Below are 21055 nucleotides of genomic sequence, written 5' to 3' on the forward strand. Positions count from 1 at the left end.
GGTTGCTATTTTTTCCCCAACTGCCTTCGAATCACCAGTAAGCATAACAATATTTCTAACACCTAATGCCTTCAATCCTTTAATCGCATCAGCTGAATCTTCCTTCACTGCGTCAGAGATTACAATATTGCCTGCATATTTCTTGTCTACTGCAACATGTACTATTGTACCCAGAGTCTCAACTTCCTGATATTTAATGTTTTCTTTATTCATCAGTTTGCTATTTCCGACAAGAATCTCTTTACCACCAACTTTAGCTAAAATCCCATGACCTGCAATTTCCTCATAGTCTTCAATTTTAGTGGTATCGACATCTTTGTTATAGACTTTCAAAATGGATAGTGCAATTGGATGACTTGAGTGACTTTCAGCAAATGCTGCATATTCAATCAATTCCTCATCAGTAAAATCGGCTTGGGGGTTAACATCCACAACCTCAAATATACCTTTAGTTAAAGTACCTGTCTTATCGAAAACAACTGTTTCCACATTGTTCAACGCGTCAAGATAGTTACTGCCTTTTACTAATATACCTCTCTTCGATGCTCCACCAATCCCTCCGAAGAAGCCCAATGGTATTGAAATTACTAACGCACATGGACAAGATATAACTAAGAACACTAAGGCTCGATATATCCATGTAGAGAAAGTTGCACCGGGGATCACCAATGGAGGTATGATTGCTAAGGCTAATGCTCCAAAGACTACAATCGGAGTATAGAAACGGGCAAATTTTGTTATAAATTTTTCTGTAGGAGCCTTCTTACTGCTGGCATTCTGAACCAGATCCAAAATTTTAGATACAGTTGAATCACCAAAATCCTTTGTTACCTCTATTGTCAAAACGCCATTTTTATTAATGAATCCGCTCAATGCATCGTCTCCTGGCCCGAGTTCACGAGGAACAGATTCCCCTGTTAACGCTGCAGTGTCAACCATTGAGTTTCCTTCTATAACCTTGCCATCGAGGGGAACTTTTTCTCCTGGTTTAACAATAATGATGTCACCTATGTTTACCTCTTCAGGAGATACTTTCCTGATCTCATCGCCAACTTTAAGATTTGCATAGTCAGGACGAATATCCATCAAAGCACGTATTGATTTTCTGGAGTGACCTACAGCTATATCCTGAAACAATTCACCTACCAGATAGAACAGCATAACTGCTACACCTTCTGGATACTCTCCAATGAAGAAAGCACCAATGGTAGCAATACTCATCAAAAAATGCTCACTGAATACCTGACCGCGGGCAATACCTTTTATTGCTCTTAAGACAACCTCTCCACCAACTATGATATAACTAATAATAAACAAGGTAAGCTCAAGCCAATTTTGGAAATTAAAGATGATTCCCACGGCAAATATTGCTCCACCGACCACAAGTCTTATGATTTCTTTTTTGTTGACACCTTCTTCTTCCTTTTCGTTATTTTCGTTTATTTTGGTCTTGGAGTTATTCTCCTCAAAAATGACCTTTACATCTGGCTCTATTTTCTTTACTATGCCTTCAATCTTCTCATTTAACTCAGAGCGGTTGACTTTCGGACTTATTTCCAGTGTTAGTTTCTTCGAAACAAAATCTACTGCAGCAAATTCAACTCCTTCTAGACCGCTTATTTCTTTTTCCATTTTAGCTGCACAATTCGCGCAGCCAAGTCCTTCAAGCATTACTATGCTTTTGTTCACCTTTTTCTTCTCTGCATCAACTATTTTAACATCCGGCTCAAGTTTATTTACAATGGATGTTACTTCTCCAAGAATTTTACCAAATTCCTTTTTATCGACCGCTTCAATTGTCAGCTTCTTAGATACAAAATCAACGGTCGCACTATTTACTCCTTCAAGGCTTTGTGTTTGAGCTTCAATCTTTGCAGCACAATTCGCACAGTCAAGTCCTTCAAGTATTAATACTTTTTTATTGCTCTTGTTAACGGATTTTTCTTTCACTACCACATCCGGTTCGTGCTTGTGCACTATGGTTTTAACTTGCTGTAATATATTCTTATACTCTTGCTCTGATTCAATTTCTAAAGTCAATGTCTTGTTCATGAAGTTCATATAGGCTTTGACTCCATTTAATTTATTAACCTCATCTTCAATTTTAGCTGCACAATTTGCGCAATCTAAACCTTCTAAAATTACTTCCTTCTTTAACATTACTGACCCTCCTTTACTTACTTTCTTCTGAAATATGAATTAATCCCTGGTCAAATATTTGCTTTACATGTTCATCTTCAAGAGAGTAGAATACAATCTTTCCTTCTCTTCTGCTCTTTACTAGTCCAGCCTGCTTTAAGACTCTTAGCTGATGTGAAATTGCTGATTGGGTCATATTTAATAAGAATGCAATATCGCAAACGCACATCTCTGATTCATCTAATGCCCAGAGTATCTTAATTCTTGTTGAATCTCCAAAAACTTTAAATAGTTCTGCTAGATCATATAGAGTTTCTTCTTGAGGCATTTTTTCTCGCACTTTATTTACAATTTCCTCATGTATTACATCAGAGTCGCATCTTTCAATTGGTTGAATTTTTTTTGCCATATTTATATCACCTCCTTATCATTCAATTGAACACTTGAATAAGCTTTCATATGTATTATAAACCTCAATTCTCCGTTTGTCAATAAAAACATATGAGTAATTGTTCAAGTGTGTTTATCTTTTAGCTTTACGGTCAAGACCGCCACCTCTAAGCGCAGCGTAGGTGGGTTTTAATCAGGTGGAGTAGACTCTCCATCTGATTCCCCGATGTTTCAGCTTGCTGAAACGAGTTCACTTATTAGATTATCCCTAAGTATAAATAGAAAAGAACCGCCCATCAAGAAGTATTTCTCCTCAATCGGCGGTCAAGTTCATTTTAAATTAATACATCAATCTCTACTCCAAACTTAAACTCAACGGTCAGCTTATTATCAAATACCGTAACTTTTTCAATAAGCCGCCTTACCAGTTGCTCATCATATTCCTCCAGCTCATAGGACTGTTCATTCAAGAAGTCTGTCATTTCAGCTATTCGCTGCTTCTTCCTTCACGCTCTGCATTTTTAACCAGCGCATTTTGCTTCTGCTCCCGCAATCGGTAATCCAATTATGTCTCCTGTAGTTATTTATAATAGTATAAGTACTCTTCCCCTACTGGCGGCTATCTTAATACGAGCTTATAGGTTTACTTCTATTTCTAACCCCGACTTAAACTCTACCACTAACCTGTCATCATATACAATTGCTTTTTCAACTAGTTTTCTAACCAGTTTATCATCAAATTCCGTAATACCACCGGTTTGCATATTAAGAAAGTCCGTCATCTCAGCGATCCGATCCCGCTTATCTTGACGGAGAGCGTTTCTTGAAAGGGTTTCTTGCCTTAAGTCCCGTAAGCGGTAAATCTCATTGACAATATTATCATATGCTTCCTTTGAATTTGCCAATTGGATCAACTCGGCTTGAAGCTCTTCCAGCCTTTTATCAATATCTGCCGTACTCTCGTCCAAATCCTCGTTTAATACGGTTTCAATATTCTTTTTCAGTATGGCCAGGAAAGAGTTTTTCCCGCTGACGGCTATATTGATAGCTTCTACAATCTTCTCTTTGAGAGTATCTTCAAGTATAGTGGAAGCGGTACAAAACAAACCGGTGTTTTCCAATCTGCTGACGCATCTCCAAACGATGGATTTTTTCCCTCGGTTATTCCAATGAACCCTGCGGAATATCTCATGACACAGTTACCCGGTGCCCACTTTGGGCTAACAGACATGTAAGAGATCCAACCCCACAATACAGCTCCAACACATGATCCGCACCAATTGAAGCCACTAAATCCCTTACGTAGTGGAACATGGCTTCCGCCTGAGATGTGTTAACCTGGAAAAAGGATGTGACATCATATTGAAGGGTCAAATCTCCCAAAACATCCCTGACCTTGCTCTGGCCCTGCCCCCACACAAAAGAACCGTCCCATACAAAGTTTACATCCGATCGATTCCTGAAGACCGATAGACCGGCCACACCTATACCCTTCATTAAACCCCACAAGCGCTCCACTTCAGCCCTAGCAGATCCACGGGGTTTATCCCGCATCACCAAGCTCAAAAGCACATCCTCGGTCCTCTCCCCGGACCTAATTACCAACTCCCTAAGAAGCCCAGAAGGATTCATCCCTTCCCCGTAAGGGGGCAATATACCTTTGGAAATGCGAGGCATCAAAAAATCCATAGCTCCCCTTAAAACGGTGTTCACCGTATCGGACATTACCGGGCAATCCATCTTGAGGGGAACCACCCTATGGGAAAGGGGTTCATAAAAACCTATTACGCCACCGGCACCCTGACGTCTAACCGGGACAATGGCCTTGTTGCGATAGCCAAACTGCTTAGGGCTTCCCTGGCAATCCATCAGCATTTCGCTTGAAAGGCCACCTATGCGCCTTAACGCATCACTTACGATCCCAGTCTTTACCTCAAGCTGCGCCTTATATGAGACGTGTTGAAGCTGGCAACCTCCGCAACGGCCAAAAATGGGGCACAATGGTTCCACTCTTGAACCAGAAGGGGTCAATACCTCCAACAGCCTAGCCCTTGCATAGGTCTTTTTTACGACGCTTATCGCCACCTTCACCGTCTCGCCGGGCAAGCTTCGAGGCACGAAAACAACAAAATCACCCAGCCTCGCCACCCCGTCTCCGGCGCTGCTAACAGAAGAAACCGATAAATCCAAAACATCACCAGGTTTTACCAACACACCATCTCCCGCCACAAAAATAAATATCGTGCTCCATTACAACAAAACACCATATCACAGCTTGGATAACTTGAGAGCACATCAAAAAATCCGGGAATCCACACAAATAGGATCCCCGGACAAAGACGCCACAGATTGCACAAGCGAAGCAAACCCAGAGGCGTTAACAGAGGAACGATAGATTCCCCCTCCCCCTAGGGATATGCCAAGCTACTTTTTGATCTTCATCATCTCATATCCCGCATCAAAGGCCTTGGCGTTTAGCTCCTCCGTACCCTTAGGAACCCTGTTTAGTATGGCCTTCTTTATGGACTCCGGGTTCATGATACCCTTCAACTCTAAGGCCCTAGCCAAAGCCCCAAGGGCCACCATGTTAGTGACAATCTCCCTTCCCAGCTCTTCCCTGGCGGTCCTGACTATTGGAAGTGGGTATATCTCCGCATCCAGATTGGGGAGATCAGTAACGAAGAAGTCATCAACTATTACCAACCCACCGGGTTTCGTATCCCCGCTGTACTCGTCACAGGCCTTCTGAGTAAGGATAACCTGAAGATCCGGCACACTGGCCTTGGGGTAGTCTATCTCGCTCCTAGATATTACCACCTCTGACTTGGAGGCCCCGCCTCTGGCCTCGGGCCCATAGGACTGGGTCTGAACCGAGTAAAGCCCCTCCTCCATAAGGGCAGCAGCCTCACCCACTATCACCGCCGCCAAGATAATCCCCTGGCCGCCGGACCCAGCCAAGCGAATCTCAAAACGATCGCTCATATCCGACTACCCCCTTACCCGCTCTATGAGCTTCTGGTACTTCTTGGTGTACTCCTCCCCTTCGGCGCTGAAGAGCTCGCCTATAACTATCTTGCCCTCCAACTCCTCCGGAGACATGGAATCTGCTTTTGCCTTCATAACGCTGTGATCCTTGAAGAAATTGAAGTTGTCGATGGGGCGGCTCCTCTTATTCTTGCGGCCGAACTGGGTATGGCAGTGGGTGACCACCTCAACCACGGAAAAGCCGTCGTTCTGTATGGCCTTCTTTATGAGGGTCTCGCAAAGTTGCGGCTGGGCTATGGTAGCCCTGGCTACAAACGTGGCGCCAGCCCCTATGGCCAACTTGCAAAGATCAAAGGAAGGATCCACTGCCCCATAAGGGGTGGTGGATGCAAAGGCACCTTCCGGAGTGGTTGGGGAAGCCTGACCTCCAGTCATTCCGTAAATGTTATTGTTCATGACAATGGCAGTTATGCCTATATTCCTGCGGCAGGCGTGGATAAAGTGATTTCCCCCTATGGCCGAACAGTCGCCATCCCCCATCACGTTAACCACCGTCAACTCCGGGTTAGCCAGCTTGACACCGGTGGCAAAGCTCAAAGAGCGCCCATGGGTGGTATGAAGGGTACAGGCGTTGACATAGCCGGGAAGCCGGCTGGAACAACCTATACCAGAAGAAATAACCGTCTTAGTTGGATCCTTGTCCAAATCAGAAAGGGCCCGCAACAGGGCATGCATAACTATCCCGTGGCCACAGCCGGGGCACCAGATGTGGGGCATGAATTGACTGCGGATCCACTTCATAACATCTTCCCGCGGCATACTACGCCACCTCCTCAACGGCGGCCATTATCTGGGCCGGCTTAAAGAGCTCACCATTTATGAGGGTCTTTGATATTACCTCCGCATACCTACCCATTACCCTCTCGACCTCAAGGACCATCTGTCCTGCGTTAAGCTCAGGAACGATAACCTTCTTCACATGGGAAGCAAGTTCCCTCAGCTCCTTATCGGGAAAGGGCCATATGGTTATGGGCCTAAAATGTCCAACCTTTATCCCCCTGGACCTAAGTTCCCTTACGGCCCTCAATGCCGAGCGACTGACGCAGCCGTAAGAAAGGACCAAGACCTCGGCATCATCAAGCCCCTCATGGGAGTAAGAAACTATCTGGTCCCTAAAACGATCAACCTTACGGATTATCCTGGTGGCCTTCCTGTCTATATCACTCGCGTTATTAGTGGGAAACCCCCAATCGTTGCTGGTAAGGCCAGTAACGTGCCAGCGATAACCATCTCCAAAGGCCGCCATGGGAGGCACGTCGTCATCGTCGGGCCTGTAGGGGACGAACTGGTCGGGAGATACGCTAGGGCGCTTCCTTTCGATGGTATCAACCTTATCAGGGACCACTATCTTCTCCCTCATGTGCCCCACAACCTCATCGGTCATTATAAGAACCGGCTGACGGAACCGCTCCGCCATGTTAAAAGCGGTCACGGTAAGGTCAAAGCTCTCCTGAACAGAAGATGGTGCATAGGCTATGGTACCGTGATCCCCATGGGTCCCCCAGCGGGCCTGCATCACGTCCGCCTGGGACACCTTGGTAGGAAGGCCGGTGGAGGGACCTCCGCGCATAACATCAACCACCACAAGCGGAACCTCCGCCATATAGGCATAACCCAAGTTCTCCTGTTTAAGCGAGAAACCAGGGCCAGATGTGGCCGTCATGGCCTTAACACCGGTCAGAGCAGCTCCTATGGAAGCCGCTATCCCGGCTATCTCGTCCTCCATCTGGATGAACTTGCCACCCCTCAAGGGCAACTCCTCCGCCATCACCTCCGCTATTTCCGTGGAGGGGGTTATGGGATATCCACCAAAGAAGCGGCACCCTGCGGCTATACCGCCCATGGCTATAGCCTTGTTACCCTGCCAAAACTCGACCCTAGGCATTCTCCTCACGCTCCTTCACGGTGATGGCGAAGTCCGGGCAGACGTTATCACACTGACGACACCCTATGCAGTCATCTTGACGGGCCGCCTCGCACTTAACCCTGCTGTCCAGCTCAAGGACCTTTTTGGGGCATATGGCGATGCAAAGCCCACACCCCTTGCACCACTTCTTATTTACCAGGACGGAGAACTTCTTGGCCAAACGCTCCACCTTCCTTCCCTTGACATGTAAACCCTCGCTGACGCTGCCCATGACTTCGTTAATTATGCCAGCCGCCACGACGGGTTGCAACAAAAAAAAGGTGTTTATATGTTGAATCTACTGATCCAAAATAGACAATTCAAAAATTTTACCCCACATCAAAAGAGGGGGGATTGCTCCCCCCTAGCCATCAACTAAATTAAATGGGAAAGCTATACCACCGCAGGCTCCAGTATCAGCTCACCCTTTTCAAATCGCTTGTAATTAAGCATGGATATGTCTATTGACGTGGTTCCCTTGGTGTACAACTCTGCTATGAGCTGACCCGATATGGGGGCAAACATGAAACCATGCCCAGAGTACCCCGTTGAGAGGTAAAAGCCCTTGACATCGGTTTCACCAAGCTCAGGCTGCTTATCAGGAGTCATGTTGTACATCCCAGACCACTGACGAACCACCCTTATCCCCCTAGTCTTAGGAAGAACCTTGACGAAGGTCTTAGACATATGCTGCAGGAAGTCCGCAGATGCCTTATTCTCATAATCCTCCGGGTGCCCCTCAGGGCTACAGCCTCCTATTATAGAACCATGGGGACGCTGCTGAATGTAGTAGTTACCGGAGAAGCTCATAAGCATGGGAGGACACACGCCAAACTCCACGGGTTCGGTGATCAATATCTCATGCCGCTCCGAGTAGTTCGGTATCTTTATGCCCGCCATGGCGGCTATAAACTGAGCATAGGGCCCCGCACAGTTCACCACCGCCCTGGTGGATATGAATCCTCGACTGGTCTCCACACCAGCGATCCTACCGGATTCAACTCGGATCCCTGTAACCTCTGTGAACTTAAAGACCTTAACCCCAAGGCGCTTGGCCGCCTCTTGATATGCAAAAGTGGTCAAGAAGGGATCCGCATGGCCATCCCTCTCGTGGAAGGTGAAGCCCACCGCATCATCGGCGGAAAGACACGGGCATATTTCCAACGCCTCATCCCTGGAAACAACCCGGGTCTTTATCCCCAAGCTGTTCTGAAGGGCCATGCTCTTCTTGAGGGTCTCAAACTCACTTTCCTTGTATGCCACCATCAGGTAGCCACACTGGTTAAGCCCCACATCCATGCCCAACTCTTCGTGAAGCTGTTCGAACAAGTTAAGGGAAGCTAACCCAAGGCGGCAGTTCATCTCGGTTCCCCACTGGGCCCTTATCCCCGCCCCGCAACGACCGGTGGAACCAGAACAGATACTGTTCTTCTCCAGTACCACCACGTCCTTAACCCCAAACTTGGCGAGGTTATAGGCCACAGACATGCCCTGAACCCCACCGCCGATGACCACCACCTCAGCGGTATCCTTCCACTCCATCACTCTCCACCCCCAGAGGCTAGGATGCCAAGTTTAACGGGCTTAACCGGCGGCCGGATCGTACCGGCCGGTATCTCCGCAACGGGCTTACCGGTCATCCGAGAGATCTCCCGGAGTATCATCTCCCGGCAACCACGACCTTGACAGGGGCCCATACCCACCCGCAGAACCCTCTTAAGTTCATCAAAAGTGTCATAACCTCGAGCTATCCAATCCCTTATCTCCCCTAGGGTTACCTCCTCGCAGCGGCAAATGACTATCTCCCGCTCCCGGCTCTCCACTTCCTCGTTGTTGCAAACCTCTCCGGCTTTGATTATCTCGCTCATCTCACTTCACCACCCTAACAGCCCTAACCTGGTCCACAAGATCCACAGGGACTCCCACGTGAACCACCAAGGTCTTGTCCTTCCAGGGCTCAGTGACCGCCTCTACCACGCTCTTGCAAACAACCTCGCCTATCCTGTTAAGACACTCCACCGGATCTCCCTTTTCCGGACGAGGCAACATCTCGTAGGGAAGCTTCATCAGCGCCATACCCTCGCCACCCCAAGTAAGGTCCACTACAAAACAAGCCAATCCCGGGCACTTGGCAACGCACATGGCACAGCCAGTACACTTTGAATAATCTATCCGCGGCGTATCATTTATGTCTTCGAAGGGGAGAACCGCCCCGGTTGGACAGCTGGTATTACACGGGTTGCATGGTATGCGCTGAGGGCATTCAATTATGACAAGCCCATTTTTCTTCCCCTCCCAAAGCTCCTTAGGGGGGAGCTCCGCACCCTGACGATGCTCCACCAAAACTCCGCTGTTAAACAAGAGCTCCTTCTCGGTCATGGCCTATTCCTCCCAACCATCCACCATAACCTGACTAACGCCAGCCCGAATCTTCTCTCCCACCTCACCGGCCCTCAGGTGTCCAAGACGCGCCCAATACTCGTCCATCTTCTCAACCTTGCATGGAAGCCCCAGGCTAATGGCGGCAGCCAACCCAGCAATGCGGCCCTCCACCATGGCAGCACTGGCTTCCTCTATGCCAGAGGCATCCCCGGCAACCCATATGTCCCGGTGGCTGGTCCTCATGGTCCTATCCCTAAGGGGGACGTAACCACACAAATGGGGGACGTATTTCATCTTGCACCCCGCTTGCCAGCAAAGCTCAACGGTTGGGGACAATCCAACGGCCATGCATATTATGTCGCAATCTATCCTCTTCTCATTCCCTATGCCTGAACAACGATCATCCACCTCTTGAATGATCGCGCCTTCAACCACTTCCTTACCCAGCGCCTCTTTTATGCTGTGCTTTAAATATATAGGAACGCCAAGACGGCGTATCTTCGCAGCGTGAACCCAATAGCCACCCACCTTCGGCATGGCTTCCACCACCGCCGCAACCTCTACCCCTGCCTGCATTAGCTGGTAGCTGACTATTAGACCTATGTTCCCGGCTCCAACCATGAGGACCCTCTTGCCGGGAACCACTCCATAGACGTTCATAAGGGTCTGAACCGCTCCAGCCCCATATACCCCGGGAAGGTCGTTGTTGGGAAAGGGTATCAACCTCTCTTGGGCACCGGTAGCGATTACCACTTTTCTGGCGGAGACCCGGAAATACTCTTCCTCCCCCCGCATAGCGGTTATGGTCCCATCCTCAGGGTAGTACCCCGTAACAGTCACGTTAGTCTCCACTTGAACCCGGTCTCCAGCGGATCGAATCTCCTCAAGGAGGATGTCGGCTATCTTATAGCCCCTGGTACCAGCATACTCATCCTTGCTCCCAAAGAACTTGTGGGTCTGCTTGATCAGCTGCCCCCCAAGCTGCAAGTCGCTTTCCAAAACAAGGATTTTAGCCCCATAGGATGCGGCTTCGGCAGCGGCGGACAAACCAGCCGCTCCTCCACCAACCACCAAAATGTCCGTGCTCATCATGTCCATCCCGCCCCCTTATATGGACACCTTGCCCTTGCCAACCTGAGTCCTGACGTCCATTCCCTCCTCTAGGGGAGTAACGCAGGTCCTGACATTTGGCACTCCGTTAACCACCATAAAACAACTGCTGCACTTCCCTATGGCACAGAAAAAGCCTCGGGGGCGTTTCATCTCTGGGGTTATACGGTATACACGAACTCCATTGGCATGAAGGGCCACCGCGATGGGCTCCCCCTCATAACCCTCCATCTCCCGGCCATCGAAGGTGAACTTAACCTTCCTGCCATGGCGATAGTCCAAAATGGGGTGCTGGTCAATAAGGTGCATGCCTAATATCCCTCCTTGAACTTTGAACGGATATTGCCTAACACCAACCACCGCCAGAAACCTTGGTTCAATCACCTCCCCTGTCGGGATAATTCAAATACAAAATGCTGTATAGAAGATATAATACTCTCGCCTAGTGATGCTTGCAAGGCGTAGGTCCCAAATCTGGCTCCCTTAAATACATCAACCGCACATCAGCGGGGCATACCGCGGTTGTTGAACAGCGCTCTGCAAAATCTAACATACCCCTGACAGAGGGGGACGGTACGTCCACGACTATAAAACCAGCCTGATGCATCAGGTCGATCTCCTCGCAATAAGGGCCCTTGGCCAAACCTATACCCCTAGCCTCGGCCTCCTTAAGCACCCAAGAAGGCTCCCCAATTAAAGGCCCCCAGCAAGGGCCGCAAGACAGGTCCTCGCCATATGCCGCCACATACAACAACCCCATCTTCGCCCTAAGAAACGACATACATGGTCCCTGATAACAGGCTCTCTCCGCTGCAATGGCATCCAAGGTGGACACAGGCAAAATCCCAACACCTATGGCCTCCGCCAATCCCTGGGCATAACACACCCCCACCCGAAGCCCCGTGTAGTAGCCAGGCCCAACCACTACTCCAATGGAATCCAACGATTGCATCGAAACCCCAAGGCTTCGCAAAAGCCCCTCCACCACACCGGGAAGGTGCGTTGACTGAGAACGGCCAAGATCAAGCCCTACCTCCCCTACAACCCTGCGGCCTTCGCTAAGGCCTACCGTGGTATAGCCACATGATGTATCTATCCAAAGAACCCTTCCCAAACCAGCCATTGTCCTATTATCCCCTTCCCTTATCCTCTTCCTCTAGAAATACAGGCCCCCGGAGCTTGGATACAGCAAAAGCCAGCGCATCCAAGGACCTTTCGGAGGAAGCCGAAGCCCTAACCTCCCTTGAAAACTGCGAATCACCCACTGTTATGTAAATCTCCCAACGATCCTTAACCCTCTCCACGTTCATTCGAGAAGCCCATTCGACCAAAAGAACGTTCCCTTCGTCCAAATATTCCCAAAGCGCCAAGTCCTCAACCTGCTCCCCAGACAGCCTGTAAAGGTCCACGTGGACTAACGGCGGTTCCGAATCATATTCCCTCACCAGGACAAAGCTGGGGCTTTGCATGCGCCGTATCCCCAAGGCCATCCCCACATACTGCGCCAATGTGGTCTTACCAGCTCCCAACTCACCATCCAAACAAATCAAAAGGCCGGGATAGAGGCTACCCCCCAAAGCCCGGCCAAGCTCCTCCATTCCCTCCAGCCCATTCACCTGGATCTTAAATACCCTATCAAGCATTTTTAACTATTCACCTCAGTCACTTAACCATCCCGCCTTGAAGCAATGGCTATCATCAACAGCGTACCAAGCACCAATGCGCCAAGAACCATCATTGGGGACTTAATGGAGATATTTGGATACCTCACCTTTGCTCCCACCATAACGACAAGAGCGGACAGAAAACCCAAAAGGGTATAACGAAGCCCCCTGACCCTAGCCCTTCTAGCTTCCTCCTGCCGCTTATAAAAATCCGCTGCAGAACGCCTAGGACGCCTCATCTATTACACATCCCACCAAGCAAAACAGCCGCTTCCTCCGCCAAGTGCCTGGCCCAAATGCCGTCTCCCCTACCCTTTAATGCCAAGTTCTGCCCCGCCATACCATGGAGGCCAACCGCAAACGTCGCAGAGTCCATGCCATAACCAGCCCTGGCAAACATGGCTCCTAAAATGCCCGATAGAACATCACCAGAACCCGGTATCGACATGTTCGGATCTCCAACGCAGCAAACCCTAATTCTCTTATCAAACACCAATACGGAGTTCCTACCCTTTAACAACGCTCCGCCGAATAAATTTCCCAATCCCTCCGCCGCATCCCGCCTGTTATCCCTAACCCAGCCAGATGGCTTGCCAAGAAGCCTCGCAGCCTCGCCCTCATGAGGGGTCACCCATATTTTCGATCTTATAGCGCCAGGTTTTATGTCGAGATCTAAAAAAGCATTAAGCCCATCGGCATCCAAAACCAAAGGCCCATCCCAAGACGATAGAACTCTGCCCACAAGGGATCTAACTCCTTCGCTTCTCCCAAGGCCCGGTCCTATAACGATGGCCTTAACCCTTCCTCCATAACGGGCCATCATGTACTCATAAGACTCCGGGAGTATCGCTCCTCCTTGATCAACGGGAAGAGATTCGACCATGGCCTCCGGGATCATCGAGGCATAACAGGCTGACCACTTTTCCGGCACACCACACACAACCCAACCGGCACCAGCACTCATGGCACCCAGGGCGGAAAGGAAGGGCGCCCCGCCGAAGGAATCTGATCCACCTATGACCAGGACCATTCCCCTGTCAGCTTTGCTGAAGCCGCCATGAAGCCTGGGCTTTAACGGGGCGAGATCTTGGGGGAAAAAGGCCGTGACCGCCGGTTCACCAGGAAGGACCAAACAAGCTGGCACGCCGATGGGCACAACCTCAAGGTTACCCATAAAATCAAAGGCGGGGGTAAAAAAAAGACCGCTTTTAGGGACCAGAAATGATATCGTTATTGAAGCATTAACGCCTAGCCCAGGCTCACCCAAGAAAGAGCCGGTCCTCCCATCAAATCCCGTAGGAATGTCAAGGGAAGCCACTGGGACGTCGAGGTCTCCAAGAAACCTGATTAATCTAAGAACCTCCCCCCTGGGGGATCCGCCGGAACCGGTGCCCAAAAGGCCGTCCACCAAGAGGTCAGAGGATTCCATAAGGTCTAAAAGGTCCCGATCGGAGCATTCACAAGAGACAACCATCTTTCCCCCCGCCCCAAGGTACATGGCTTCTGCTACCAGGGAATCGCCGGTCCTGTTGGGTGCGGTAGTTATAACCCTAGCATCTACGCCGGAAGCCAATAAATGCCTTGCCACCACCATTCCATCCCCGCCGTTGTTCCCTGGGCCACATAGCACAACCGCTTTCTTAATATCTCTAAACCTTTCCAGGATAACCCTTGCGGCACCGGCTCCAGCGTTTTCCATAAGTATTTGGCCGGGGATTCCCTTCTGAACGGCCCTTTGATCCGCCCGCCTTACATCCTGGGGATCATAAGCGAACAAGGGCAAGCTAACTACCTCCCTCCAAAACCACGAATGCTACCGCCACTTCCCTTTCGTGGGATATGGATAAGAAGATCCTACCAACCCCCATAGATCTAACGTACTCAGAGATTCTATCATCAAGGCAAAGAACGGGTCCCCTTTCGGTACGCCTCACCCACGCACCCTTAAGGCCAAGCTTTGAAAGCCCTATACCAAGGGCCTTCGCAAGGGCCTCCTTGGCAGCAAAAGATCCTGCCAAGCTCTCCTCCGGCCTGGTAGAGCCCCTTACATATTCTATCTCCTCTGCGTGAAAAACCCTCTCAACAAACCCATCAATGCTAATGCTTCGCCTCATCCTGGGCACAGAACATATATCCACCCCTATGCCGATTATCAAGTCAATCCCTCCTGACCCGGCACACTAGAAGCATCAAGGCTGAAGAAAAGATCCGTACGGTCAACCCCACAAGGGAGGTCAAATACAAAAAAGGGCAAGGCCTAAAGCCCTGCCCTGAAAGCCTGGTGGACCGTACAGGAATCGAACCTGTAACCCCCTGATTAAGAGTCAGGTGCTCTGCCAGTTGAGCTAACGGTCCATCAAAGCTACACTCCGTGGCGCGCCCGGCAGGATTTGAACCCGCGACCAACAGATCCGAAGTCTGCCGCTCTATCCACTGAGCTACGGGCGCAAGCCCAAAGAAAAACTGGGGTGAGCGAGGGGACTTGAACCCCCAACCCCTGGAGCCACAGTCCAGTGCTCTGACCGGTTGAGCTACGCTCACCACTCCACCCTGTTTGGCGCGCCTGAGAGGACTCGAACCTCCAACCCACGGATTAGAAGTCCGTTGCTCTGTCCAGTTGAGCTACAGGCGCAAAACCTAAACAAAAAACACCTGGAGCGGGAAACGGGATTCGAACCCGCGACCTACGGCTTGGAAGGCCGTCGCTCTAGCCAACTGAGCTATTCCCGCCTCCGATCTACCCTGGTCGGGGCGAAAGGATTCGAACCTTCGACCCCCTGCTCCCAAAGCAGGTGCGCTAGCCAGACTGCGCTACGCCCCGATATCTTGCTGGTGGAGCTGGGGGGACTCGAACCCCCGACCTTTTCCGTGCGAAGGAAACGCGCTCCCTCTGCGCTACAGCCCCGAAATCACGAGGAGCATTCTATACATCATTTGCAAGCTTGTCAAGCCCGATCCATTCGTGATACCCTCCCATTCCTTGGAGGTGATGAGAATGGCTTTCGGACCGGAGATTATAAGACTCCAGGAAGCTTGGATAAACAAGAACCTGAGCCATGCATTGGTGGACCGCGGAGACTCATGCTCTGAGGGGATCCTCCTGGATCTTAGGTGTCAGCGAAAAGAGGTAACCCTATTCGTCTCGTGGTCCCCCAAGCTGCCAGGGATATTCAAGATAAACCGTTATCAAAGAAGAGATCTCACCAGTTTATTCCCAAGAAAGTCTCCAATGGGAGAGCTCTTAAACGGACATCTGCCTGGAGCATGCCTGCTTCAAGCAAGACAGATCCAACAAGATCGGGTCATGGCCTTAGAATTCGCCAAGTTCGTGAGCTCTTCCGTTAGCCATCGAATCACCTTGATAATTGAACTCATGGAGCGGTCGCCCAACATATGCCTTCTCCAGGACGACATCATACTTGATTGCCACAGACGGCTATATCCCGATAGCTCTGACAGAATCATCCTGCCAGGAAACCCCTACTCCCCCCCATCCCCCATGGGGCATCAGCTTTGTTCAGGTCTAAGCAGAGGGATGATCAAGGTGCTGCAGAAATACCCTAACTACCCAAGCACAGCAGAAGAGGTGGAGCACCTTCTATACGCCAGGGATCCCCTGGAAACCGAATGGCAGATCATGCAAAAGGGTAAGGATCTTTTCCCCATCCCAAAGAGCATTGACCAAGATCAACTCCCTAGCCTAAAAGATCCTCTCAGTGCTACATCCATAATCATGGAAGAATATCTAATAGGTGAAGCCCTGGCTGCCAAAAGGAAAAAACTGCTATCCATAATAGACAAAAAGTTGACGGCTCTACGGCCACAACTTCCGGATCCGGAACTGCTTAAAAGGGCCAACAGGTTGAAGTCAATTGGGGAGTTCCTAATGAGCCTTCCGCAGGAAAGGGGGGGTGGTAAAATAACCATCACCGACTGGCCGGGACTGGAAGAAGCCATTGAGGTTGAAATCCCCAACGGCGTAACCCCCGTCGAAGAAGCCCAGAGGCTTTTCAATGAGTACCGCCGCCTGCTTAGAAGACATAAAGCGTCGGAGGAAAGGGCCCCCATGGTAAGGGGCGAAATAGCCACCCTTGAGGAGCAAAGGGCACTCCTTATGGGACCCATCAGCGGTCAGGACATGGCTACGCTGGAATCAGAAATAGACACCAAGGGCAACAACGGAAGCGTCAAAAGGTCAAGGGCAAAAAAGGGACAGGAGCCCCCAGGGGTGAAAAGGCTCAACCCATGCTTTGGCACCATATATGTTGGGCTAAGCGCCATGGGAAACCGGGAGATAACGTTTAGAATAGCAAAACCGGAAGACATATGGTTCCATGTAAAGGATCTGCCAGGTTCTCATGTGCTGCTAAGGTTGAAAGACCCCAAAGCACCTCTTATGGAAGACGCGCTGGAACTCGCGGCGTCCTTGGCCGCCTGGTTCAGCCCTGCCAGAGGCGAAGATAAGGTTTGGATAGATTACACCCAAAGGAAGAACTTACGCCCGCTCCCAGAAAAGGGCGTGGCGGGCGTAAGGTATAGGGTGTTTAAAAGCCTGTTGGTACAGCCTAAGAGCCCCGACGAACTTGGACTATGAAATCAACCAACTCGTCCGGCAGGGGACACACAAAGCTCATCGTCTCTCCTGTCCTGGGATGCTGGAAGCTGAGCCGCCAGGAATGCAAAAACACCCTATCCAGCAACCAATTCCTAGGGCACGAGCCCCCATAAAGCTGATCCCCTACCAAGGGATGCCCAATGGCCTTCATGTGAACCCTTATCTGGTGGGTCCTGCCAGTCTTTATTTGACATAGCACCAGGCTGTACCCACCGTGGCTCCAAAGGGTCCTATATATGGTATGGGCATCCCGCCCCCACTCCACCGGAGCCATCCGCTTTCTATTTACCGGGTCCCTGCCTATCGGAAGCCGGATCTCCCCTTCCGCAGGGTAGGGAGATCCCGAAACCGCAGCGATGTAAACCTTATCAACCCATCTCCCCTTAAAGGATCTTATAAGGCCCTCCATCGCCAAGCCGTTTCTGGCCACCACCATCAGGCCAGAGGTGGTGCTATCCAATCGATGAACGATGCCTGGGCGCCTGACTCCATTAAGCTCCATCATCTCCGGGTATCGGTAAAGAAGCCCATGAACCAACGTTCCCCTCCAGTGTCCAGGAGCAGGATGAACCACCAGTCCCGCAGGCTTGTTGATCACCACTATATCCTGATCCTCGTACACCACCTGGAAGGGGACGTCTTCGGGCTGAAGCTCCAAATCCTCCGGAGGCGGCAAGTCCACCCAAACAGTACCGTCCAAGGGAACCTTGAGGGCCGGTTTAACCCTGTTGGCCCACGAAACCACAACTCTCCCCAGGCGGATCAGTCTGGTAGCATAGGATCTGCTAAGGCCAAGCTCCTGGGATATGAAAAAATCCAACCTATGCCCCTCCATACTCAGGGGAACCCGGATCTGAACCGGGTCCGCCTTTGGGGCATCCTCCGCTTCCACAAAGGCATGCCCCAAAGGTGGATAATCGTCCGAGGAGAGGGCGTCAATTTCCCTATCCAAGCTTGGAAAGCACCTCACTGCACCGCCCGCAAACGCCTAGTTTTTCAACCTCGCTCTTCCACTTCCAGCACCTAGGACATTTCTGGTACGGACTGTGAGAAACCGCCACTTTAACCCCCGTCTCCTCATCGACGCGCGCATCGGAGGAGGGGGAGATAGATACCGCAAGGCCAGAAACCATTAAAAGATCCTCCAAAAACTCCGGCGAGAAGTAGTTCAACAGATCGCCGTATTTCCCAAGGTCCATCTCCACTTGGGCCTCCAGGGAATTACCTATCATGCCGTTCAAACGGGCTTGCTCAAGGGCCCTTAAAACCGCCCCCCTCACATCAAACAACCTTTCCCAAGCCCTCATGTCCACCTCATCAAGGCCGGTCCTGTCCACAGAGGGCCAAGCGCTCAAGAAGACGCTTTCCTCCAGTGTGGGATCTATCTGGCGGGCAAACTGCCATATTTCCTCACATGTAAAGCTTAGGATCGGTGACAAAATCTTGGTAAGGGATACCAGTATCTCCCACATGGCACTTTGGGAGCTCCGCCTTGCCAGGCCATCGAAATGGTCGGCATACAACCTATCCTTGCATACATCCAGGTACAAGGAACTCATGTCGTTATCGCAGAATTGGTGAACCGCAAAATAAGGAACGTGGAACTCGTACTCCTCATATCCCCTTGTAACCTTCTCCACCAGATCCTGAAGCCTGCTCAAAGCCCATTTGTCAAAGGGCATGAGGTCCTTACGACTCACCATGTGCTTAGACGGATCGAAGTCTGACAGGTTTCCTAGGATGAACCGGGCAGTGTTCCTTATCCTCCTGTAAGACTCCACTAGGTTCTTAAGTATCCTGTCTGATATCCTTACATCACCGCGATAATCAGTGGAAGCCACCCAAAGCCTAAGTATATCCGCTCCGTACTTGTCTATTACCTCCTGCGGGCTGGTTACGTTACCAAGGGACTTGGACATCTTGCGGCCCTGCCCATCAACGATGAAACCATGGGTAAGGACCTGACGAAAAGGCGCCTTGCCCCTGGTAGCCACACCGGTGAGGAGAGATGTCTGGAACCATCCCCTATGCTGATCGCTTCCCTCCAAGTACATATCCGCAGGCCACCGAAGCTCCTGCCGGGTCTCAAGGACCGCCAAGTGACTCACGCCAGAGTCAAACCAGACGTCCATTATGTCGCTTTCCTTACGCAGCCGGCTGGACCCGCAGTGGGGACAGCGGCACAGATCACCCAGCATCTCTTCCGGTGATTTAACCCACCATGAATCACTCCCCTCCCGGCGAACCACTTGGGCTACCTTCCTCACCATGGGAGGCTCCACAACAACCTTTTTGCAGTCCTCGCAGTAAAACGCCGGTATTGGCACACCCCAAACTCGCTGACGGCTTATACACCAGTCAGACCTGTCACGAACCATGTTACCTATCCTGTCCCTACCCCAGGAGGGCACCCATTGAACTGAATCTATGGCCCCCATGGCCTCATCCCGGAAGGCCTGAACAGATACAAACCATTGATCGGTGGACCTGAAGATCACGGGTCTTTTGCATCGCCAACAATGTGGATATGAATGCTTTATCTTGCCGCTGAACAAAAGGCGCCCAGATTCAGCCAACGTGGTCATAACCAGCTTGGCTCCATCGGATATGGGCATGCCCCCCACCAGCGGAGTATCCTTAACGAAAACCCCTTTGTTGTCGACGGGATTAAGGATCTCAAGCCCATAGCGGACTCCGGTTTCAAAGTCCTCCACCCCATGTCCTGGGGCGGTGTGGACACAGCCGGTACCGGAGTCAAGCACCACATAATCCGCCAACACCAAAGGAATGTCCCGATCGGAGTAGAAGGGATGCTCCGCGATCGCCCCCTCCAAATTCGCTCCGGAGAAAACTTTTATCGCCTCACCAAGGGACATCCCTGACTCCGCTTCAAAGGCCTCCTTACGATCCACCGCCATGATTAAACGTCTTCCATCGGAGGCACGGAAAACACCATATCCATACTGAGGATGCACCGCCACAGCCATGCTGGCAGGGAGAGTCCAAGGGGTAGTGGTCCATATGACCACGTAGAGGTCATCCAGCGGCATATCCCCCATGGAGACACTAAGCTTTCTCATAGGATAAGCCACGTAGATAGAGGGAGAGGCCTCGTCCTCATACTCTATCTCCGCAGCGGCAAGGGCGGTCTGGCAATCGGTACACCAGAACACGGGCTTCTGGCCCTTGTAAACCAGCCCCTTTTCAACCATGTCCGCAAAGGCCTCTATCTGAGCTGCCTCATACTCGGGCCTAAGGGTAAGATACGGATTGTCCCAATCCCCTAAAACCCCAAGGCGCTTAAACTCCTCCCTTTGTATATCCACAAAACCCAACGCATATTTAGCACACTTAGCTCTCAGCTCCACCGGGGATAGCTGATCCTTATCCACCCCTTCCTCCTTAAGAACCTTAAGCTCTATGGGCAATCCATGGGTATCCCAACCGGGGATATAGGGCGCCCTGTACCCCTTCATGGACTTGTACTTAGGGATAAAGTCCTTCAGAATCTTGTTGAAAGCGGTACCTATGTGAATGTGACCGTTGGCGTAGGGAGGTCCGTCATGCAAGACAAAAACGGGAGCCCCATTCGGTTTATCCTGCATCTTCCCATATATGTCCCTTTCAGCCCAGAAGGCCAAAAACTCCTTCTCCCTCTGAGCCAAATTGGCCTTCATCGGGAAGTCCGTCTTGGGCAATCGAAGCGTGTCTTTGTAGTCCGTGGTCACCAAAATACCCCCTTCATGCTATAAGGAGCGCCCCTTGCTAAGCGCAAGGGGCGCTCTCGTGTGATTATACACCAAC

21 protein-coding genes and 7 tRNA genes (1 of these 28 running past the window's edge) are annotated in these 21055 nt (G+C 50.7%); 1 reads left to right on the forward strand and 27 read right to left on the reverse strand.

Annotated features, from left to right (window positions below):
- The 25 genes from N2315_01610 to N2315_01730 form a co-directional block, all read right to left on the reverse strand.
- Positions 1-2160 carry the 5' portion of a heavy metal translocating P-type ATPase gene (locus N2315_01610; GenBank protein MCX7827890.1) on the reverse strand. The gene continues 438 nt to the left of window position 1, outside the view, so only the first 2160 of its 2598 coding nucleotides appear in the window; the start codon lies at positions 2158-2160; the stop codon falls past the left edge of the window.
- A 13-nt stretch (positions 2161-2173) separates the two neighbouring features.
- Positions 2174-2548, reverse strand: a complete 375-nt coding sequence (locus N2315_01615; protein MCX7827891.1) for a metalloregulator ArsR/SmtB family transcription factor — start codon at positions 2546-2548, stop codon at positions 2174-2176.
- A 616-nt stretch (positions 2549-3164) separates the two neighbouring features.
- On the reverse strand, positions 3165-3650 hold the full coding sequence (locus N2315_01620; GenBank protein ID MCX7827892.1) for a DNA recombinase: 486 nt from the start codon (positions 3648-3650) through the stop codon (positions 3165-3167).
- 67 nt (positions 3651-3717) lie between these two features.
- The gene (gene rlmD / locus N2315_01625) at positions 3718-4740 is read right to left on the reverse strand and encodes a 23S rRNA (uracil(1939)-C(5))-methyltransferase RlmD (protein ID MCX7827893.1); all 1023 of its coding nucleotides are present in this window, start codon (positions 4738-4740) and stop codon (positions 3718-3720) included.
- Between the two features lie 213 nt (positions 4741-4953).
- The gene (locus N2315_01630; protein MCX7827894.1) at positions 4954-5511 is read right to left on the reverse strand and encodes a 2-oxoacid:acceptor oxidoreductase family protein; all 558 of its coding nucleotides are present in this window, start codon (positions 5509-5511) and stop codon (positions 4954-4956) included.
- A 6-nt stretch (positions 5512-5517) separates the two neighbouring features.
- Positions 5518-6333 carry a 2-oxoacid:ferredoxin oxidoreductase subunit beta gene (locus tag N2315_01635; GenBank protein ID MCX7827895.1) on the reverse strand — a complete coding sequence of 272 codons (816 nt, stop codon included), beginning with the start codon at positions 6331-6333 and terminating at the stop codon, positions 5518-5520.
- A gap of 1 nt (position 6334) precedes the next feature.
- Positions 6335-7459, reverse strand: a complete 1125-nt coding sequence (locus N2315_01640; protein ID MCX7827896.1) for a 2-oxoacid:acceptor oxidoreductase subunit alpha — start codon at positions 7457-7459, stop codon at positions 6335-6337.
- Positions 7452-7739: a 4Fe-4S binding protein gene (locus N2315_01645; protein MCX7827897.1), complete on the reverse strand. Its 288-nt coding sequence runs from the start codon at positions 7737-7739 to the stop codon at positions 7452-7454. Before N2315_01645 ends, N2315_01640 begins: the two co-directional genes overlap by 8 nt.
- 134 nt (positions 7740-7873) lie before the next feature.
- On the reverse strand, positions 7874-9022 hold the full coding sequence (locus N2315_01650) for an FAD-binding oxidoreductase (protein ID MCX7827898.1): 1149 nt from the start codon (positions 9020-9022) through the stop codon (positions 7874-7876).
- Positions 9022-9348, reverse strand: coding sequence for a (2Fe-2S)-binding protein (locus N2315_01655; GenBank protein ID MCX7827899.1), 327 nt, complete (start codon positions 9346-9348; stop codon positions 9022-9024). Before N2315_01655 ends, N2315_01650 begins: the two co-directional genes overlap by 1 nt.
- A gap of 1 nt (position 9349) precedes the next feature.
- Entirely contained in the window at positions 9350-9859 is a 510-nt protein-coding gene (locus N2315_01660; protein ID MCX7827900.1) for a 4Fe-4S dicluster domain-containing protein, read from the reverse strand.
- A gap of 3 nt (positions 9860-9862) precedes the next feature.
- On the reverse strand, positions 9863-10954 hold the full coding sequence (locus N2315_01665) for an NAD(P)/FAD-dependent oxidoreductase (protein MCX7827901.1): 1092 nt from the start codon (positions 10952-10954) through the stop codon (positions 9863-9865).
- Positions 10955-10969: 15 nt separating this feature from the next.
- Positions 10970-11281 carry a (2Fe-2S)-binding protein gene (locus N2315_01670; protein ID MCX7827902.1) on the reverse strand — a complete coding sequence of 104 codons (312 nt, stop codon included), beginning with the start codon at positions 11279-11281 and terminating at the stop codon, positions 10970-10972.
- Positions 11282-11414: 133 nt separating this feature from the next.
- Positions 11415-12095 (reverse strand): tRNA (adenosine(37)-N6)-threonylcarbamoyltransferase complex dimerization subunit type 1 TsaB, encoded by a 681-nt coding sequence (gene tsaB / locus N2315_01675; protein MCX7827903.1) that lies wholly within the window; start codon positions 12093-12095, stop codon positions 11415-11417.
- Between the two features lie 7 nt (positions 12096-12102).
- Positions 12103-12615, reverse strand: a complete 513-nt coding sequence (gene tsaE / locus N2315_01680) for a tRNA (adenosine(37)-N6)-threonylcarbamoyltransferase complex ATPase subunit type 1 TsaE (protein ID MCX7827904.1) — start codon at positions 12613-12615, stop codon at positions 12103-12105.
- 23 nt (positions 12616-12638) lie between these two features.
- Positions 12639-12875, reverse strand: coding sequence for a hypothetical protein (locus N2315_01685; protein ID MCX7827905.1), 237 nt, complete (start codon positions 12873-12875; stop codon positions 12639-12641).
- Positions 12872-14419 (reverse strand): NAD(P)H-hydrate dehydratase, encoded by a 1548-nt coding sequence (locus N2315_01690; protein ID MCX7827906.1) that lies wholly within the window; start codon positions 14417-14419, stop codon positions 12872-12874. Before N2315_01690 ends, N2315_01685 begins: the two co-directional genes overlap by 4 nt.
- Before the next feature lies 1 nt (position 14420).
- Positions 14421-14792, reverse strand: coding sequence for a holo-ACP synthase (acpS, locus tag N2315_01695; GenBank protein ID MCX7827907.1), 372 nt, complete (start codon positions 14790-14792; stop codon positions 14421-14423).
- 123 nt (positions 14793-14915) lie between these two features.
- A tRNA-Lys gene (locus N2315_01700) sits at positions 14916-14991 on the reverse strand.
- Between the two features lie 17 nt (positions 14992-15008).
- Positions 15009-15084 (reverse strand) — tRNA-Arg (locus N2315_01705).
- A gap of 16 nt (positions 15085-15100) precedes the next feature.
- Positions 15101-15177, reverse strand: a tRNA-His gene (locus N2315_01710).
- A gap of 14 nt (positions 15178-15191) precedes the next feature.
- A tRNA-Arg gene (locus N2315_01715) sits at positions 15192-15268 on the reverse strand.
- Between the two features lie 21 nt (positions 15269-15289).
- A tRNA-Gly gene (locus N2315_01720) sits at positions 15290-15366 on the reverse strand.
- 13 nt (positions 15367-15379) lie between these two features.
- Positions 15380-15457 (reverse strand) — tRNA-Pro (locus N2315_01725).
- A 9-nt stretch (positions 15458-15466) separates the two neighbouring features.
- Positions 15467-15541 (reverse strand) — tRNA-Ala (locus tag N2315_01730).
- A 90-nt stretch (positions 15542-15631) separates the two neighbouring features.
- Here N2315_01730 and N2315_01735 point away from each other — a divergent pair.
- On the forward strand, positions 15632-17230 hold the full coding sequence (locus tag N2315_01735) for an NFACT family protein (protein MCX7827908.1): 1599 nt from the start codon (positions 15632-15634) through the stop codon (positions 17228-17230).
- On the opposite strand, the gene N2315_01740 is transcribed toward N2315_01735, so the two are convergent.
- Together N2315_01740 and ileS are read right to left on the reverse strand one after the other, a co-directional pair.
- Positions 17202-18203, reverse strand: coding sequence for an RluA family pseudouridine synthase (locus N2315_01740; GenBank protein ID MCX7827909.1), 1002 nt, complete (start codon positions 18201-18203; stop codon positions 17202-17204). The two genes, N2315_01735 and N2315_01740, sit on opposite strands and share 29 nt — an antisense overlap.
- Positions 18196-20979 (reverse strand): isoleucine--tRNA ligase, encoded by a 2784-nt coding sequence (gene ileS / locus N2315_01745; GenBank protein ID MCX7827910.1) that lies wholly within the window; start codon positions 20977-20979, stop codon positions 18196-18198. The genes N2315_01740 and ileS overlap by 8 nt, the downstream gene beginning before the upstream one ends.
- Between the last annotated feature and the right edge of the window lie 76 nt (positions 20980-21055).

The sequence above is a fragment of the Thermanaerothrix sp. genome (genome assembly GCA_026417795.1).
Taxonomy (GTDB): domain Bacteria; phylum Synergistota; class Synergistia; order Synergistales; family Synergistaceae; genus Thermanaerovibrio.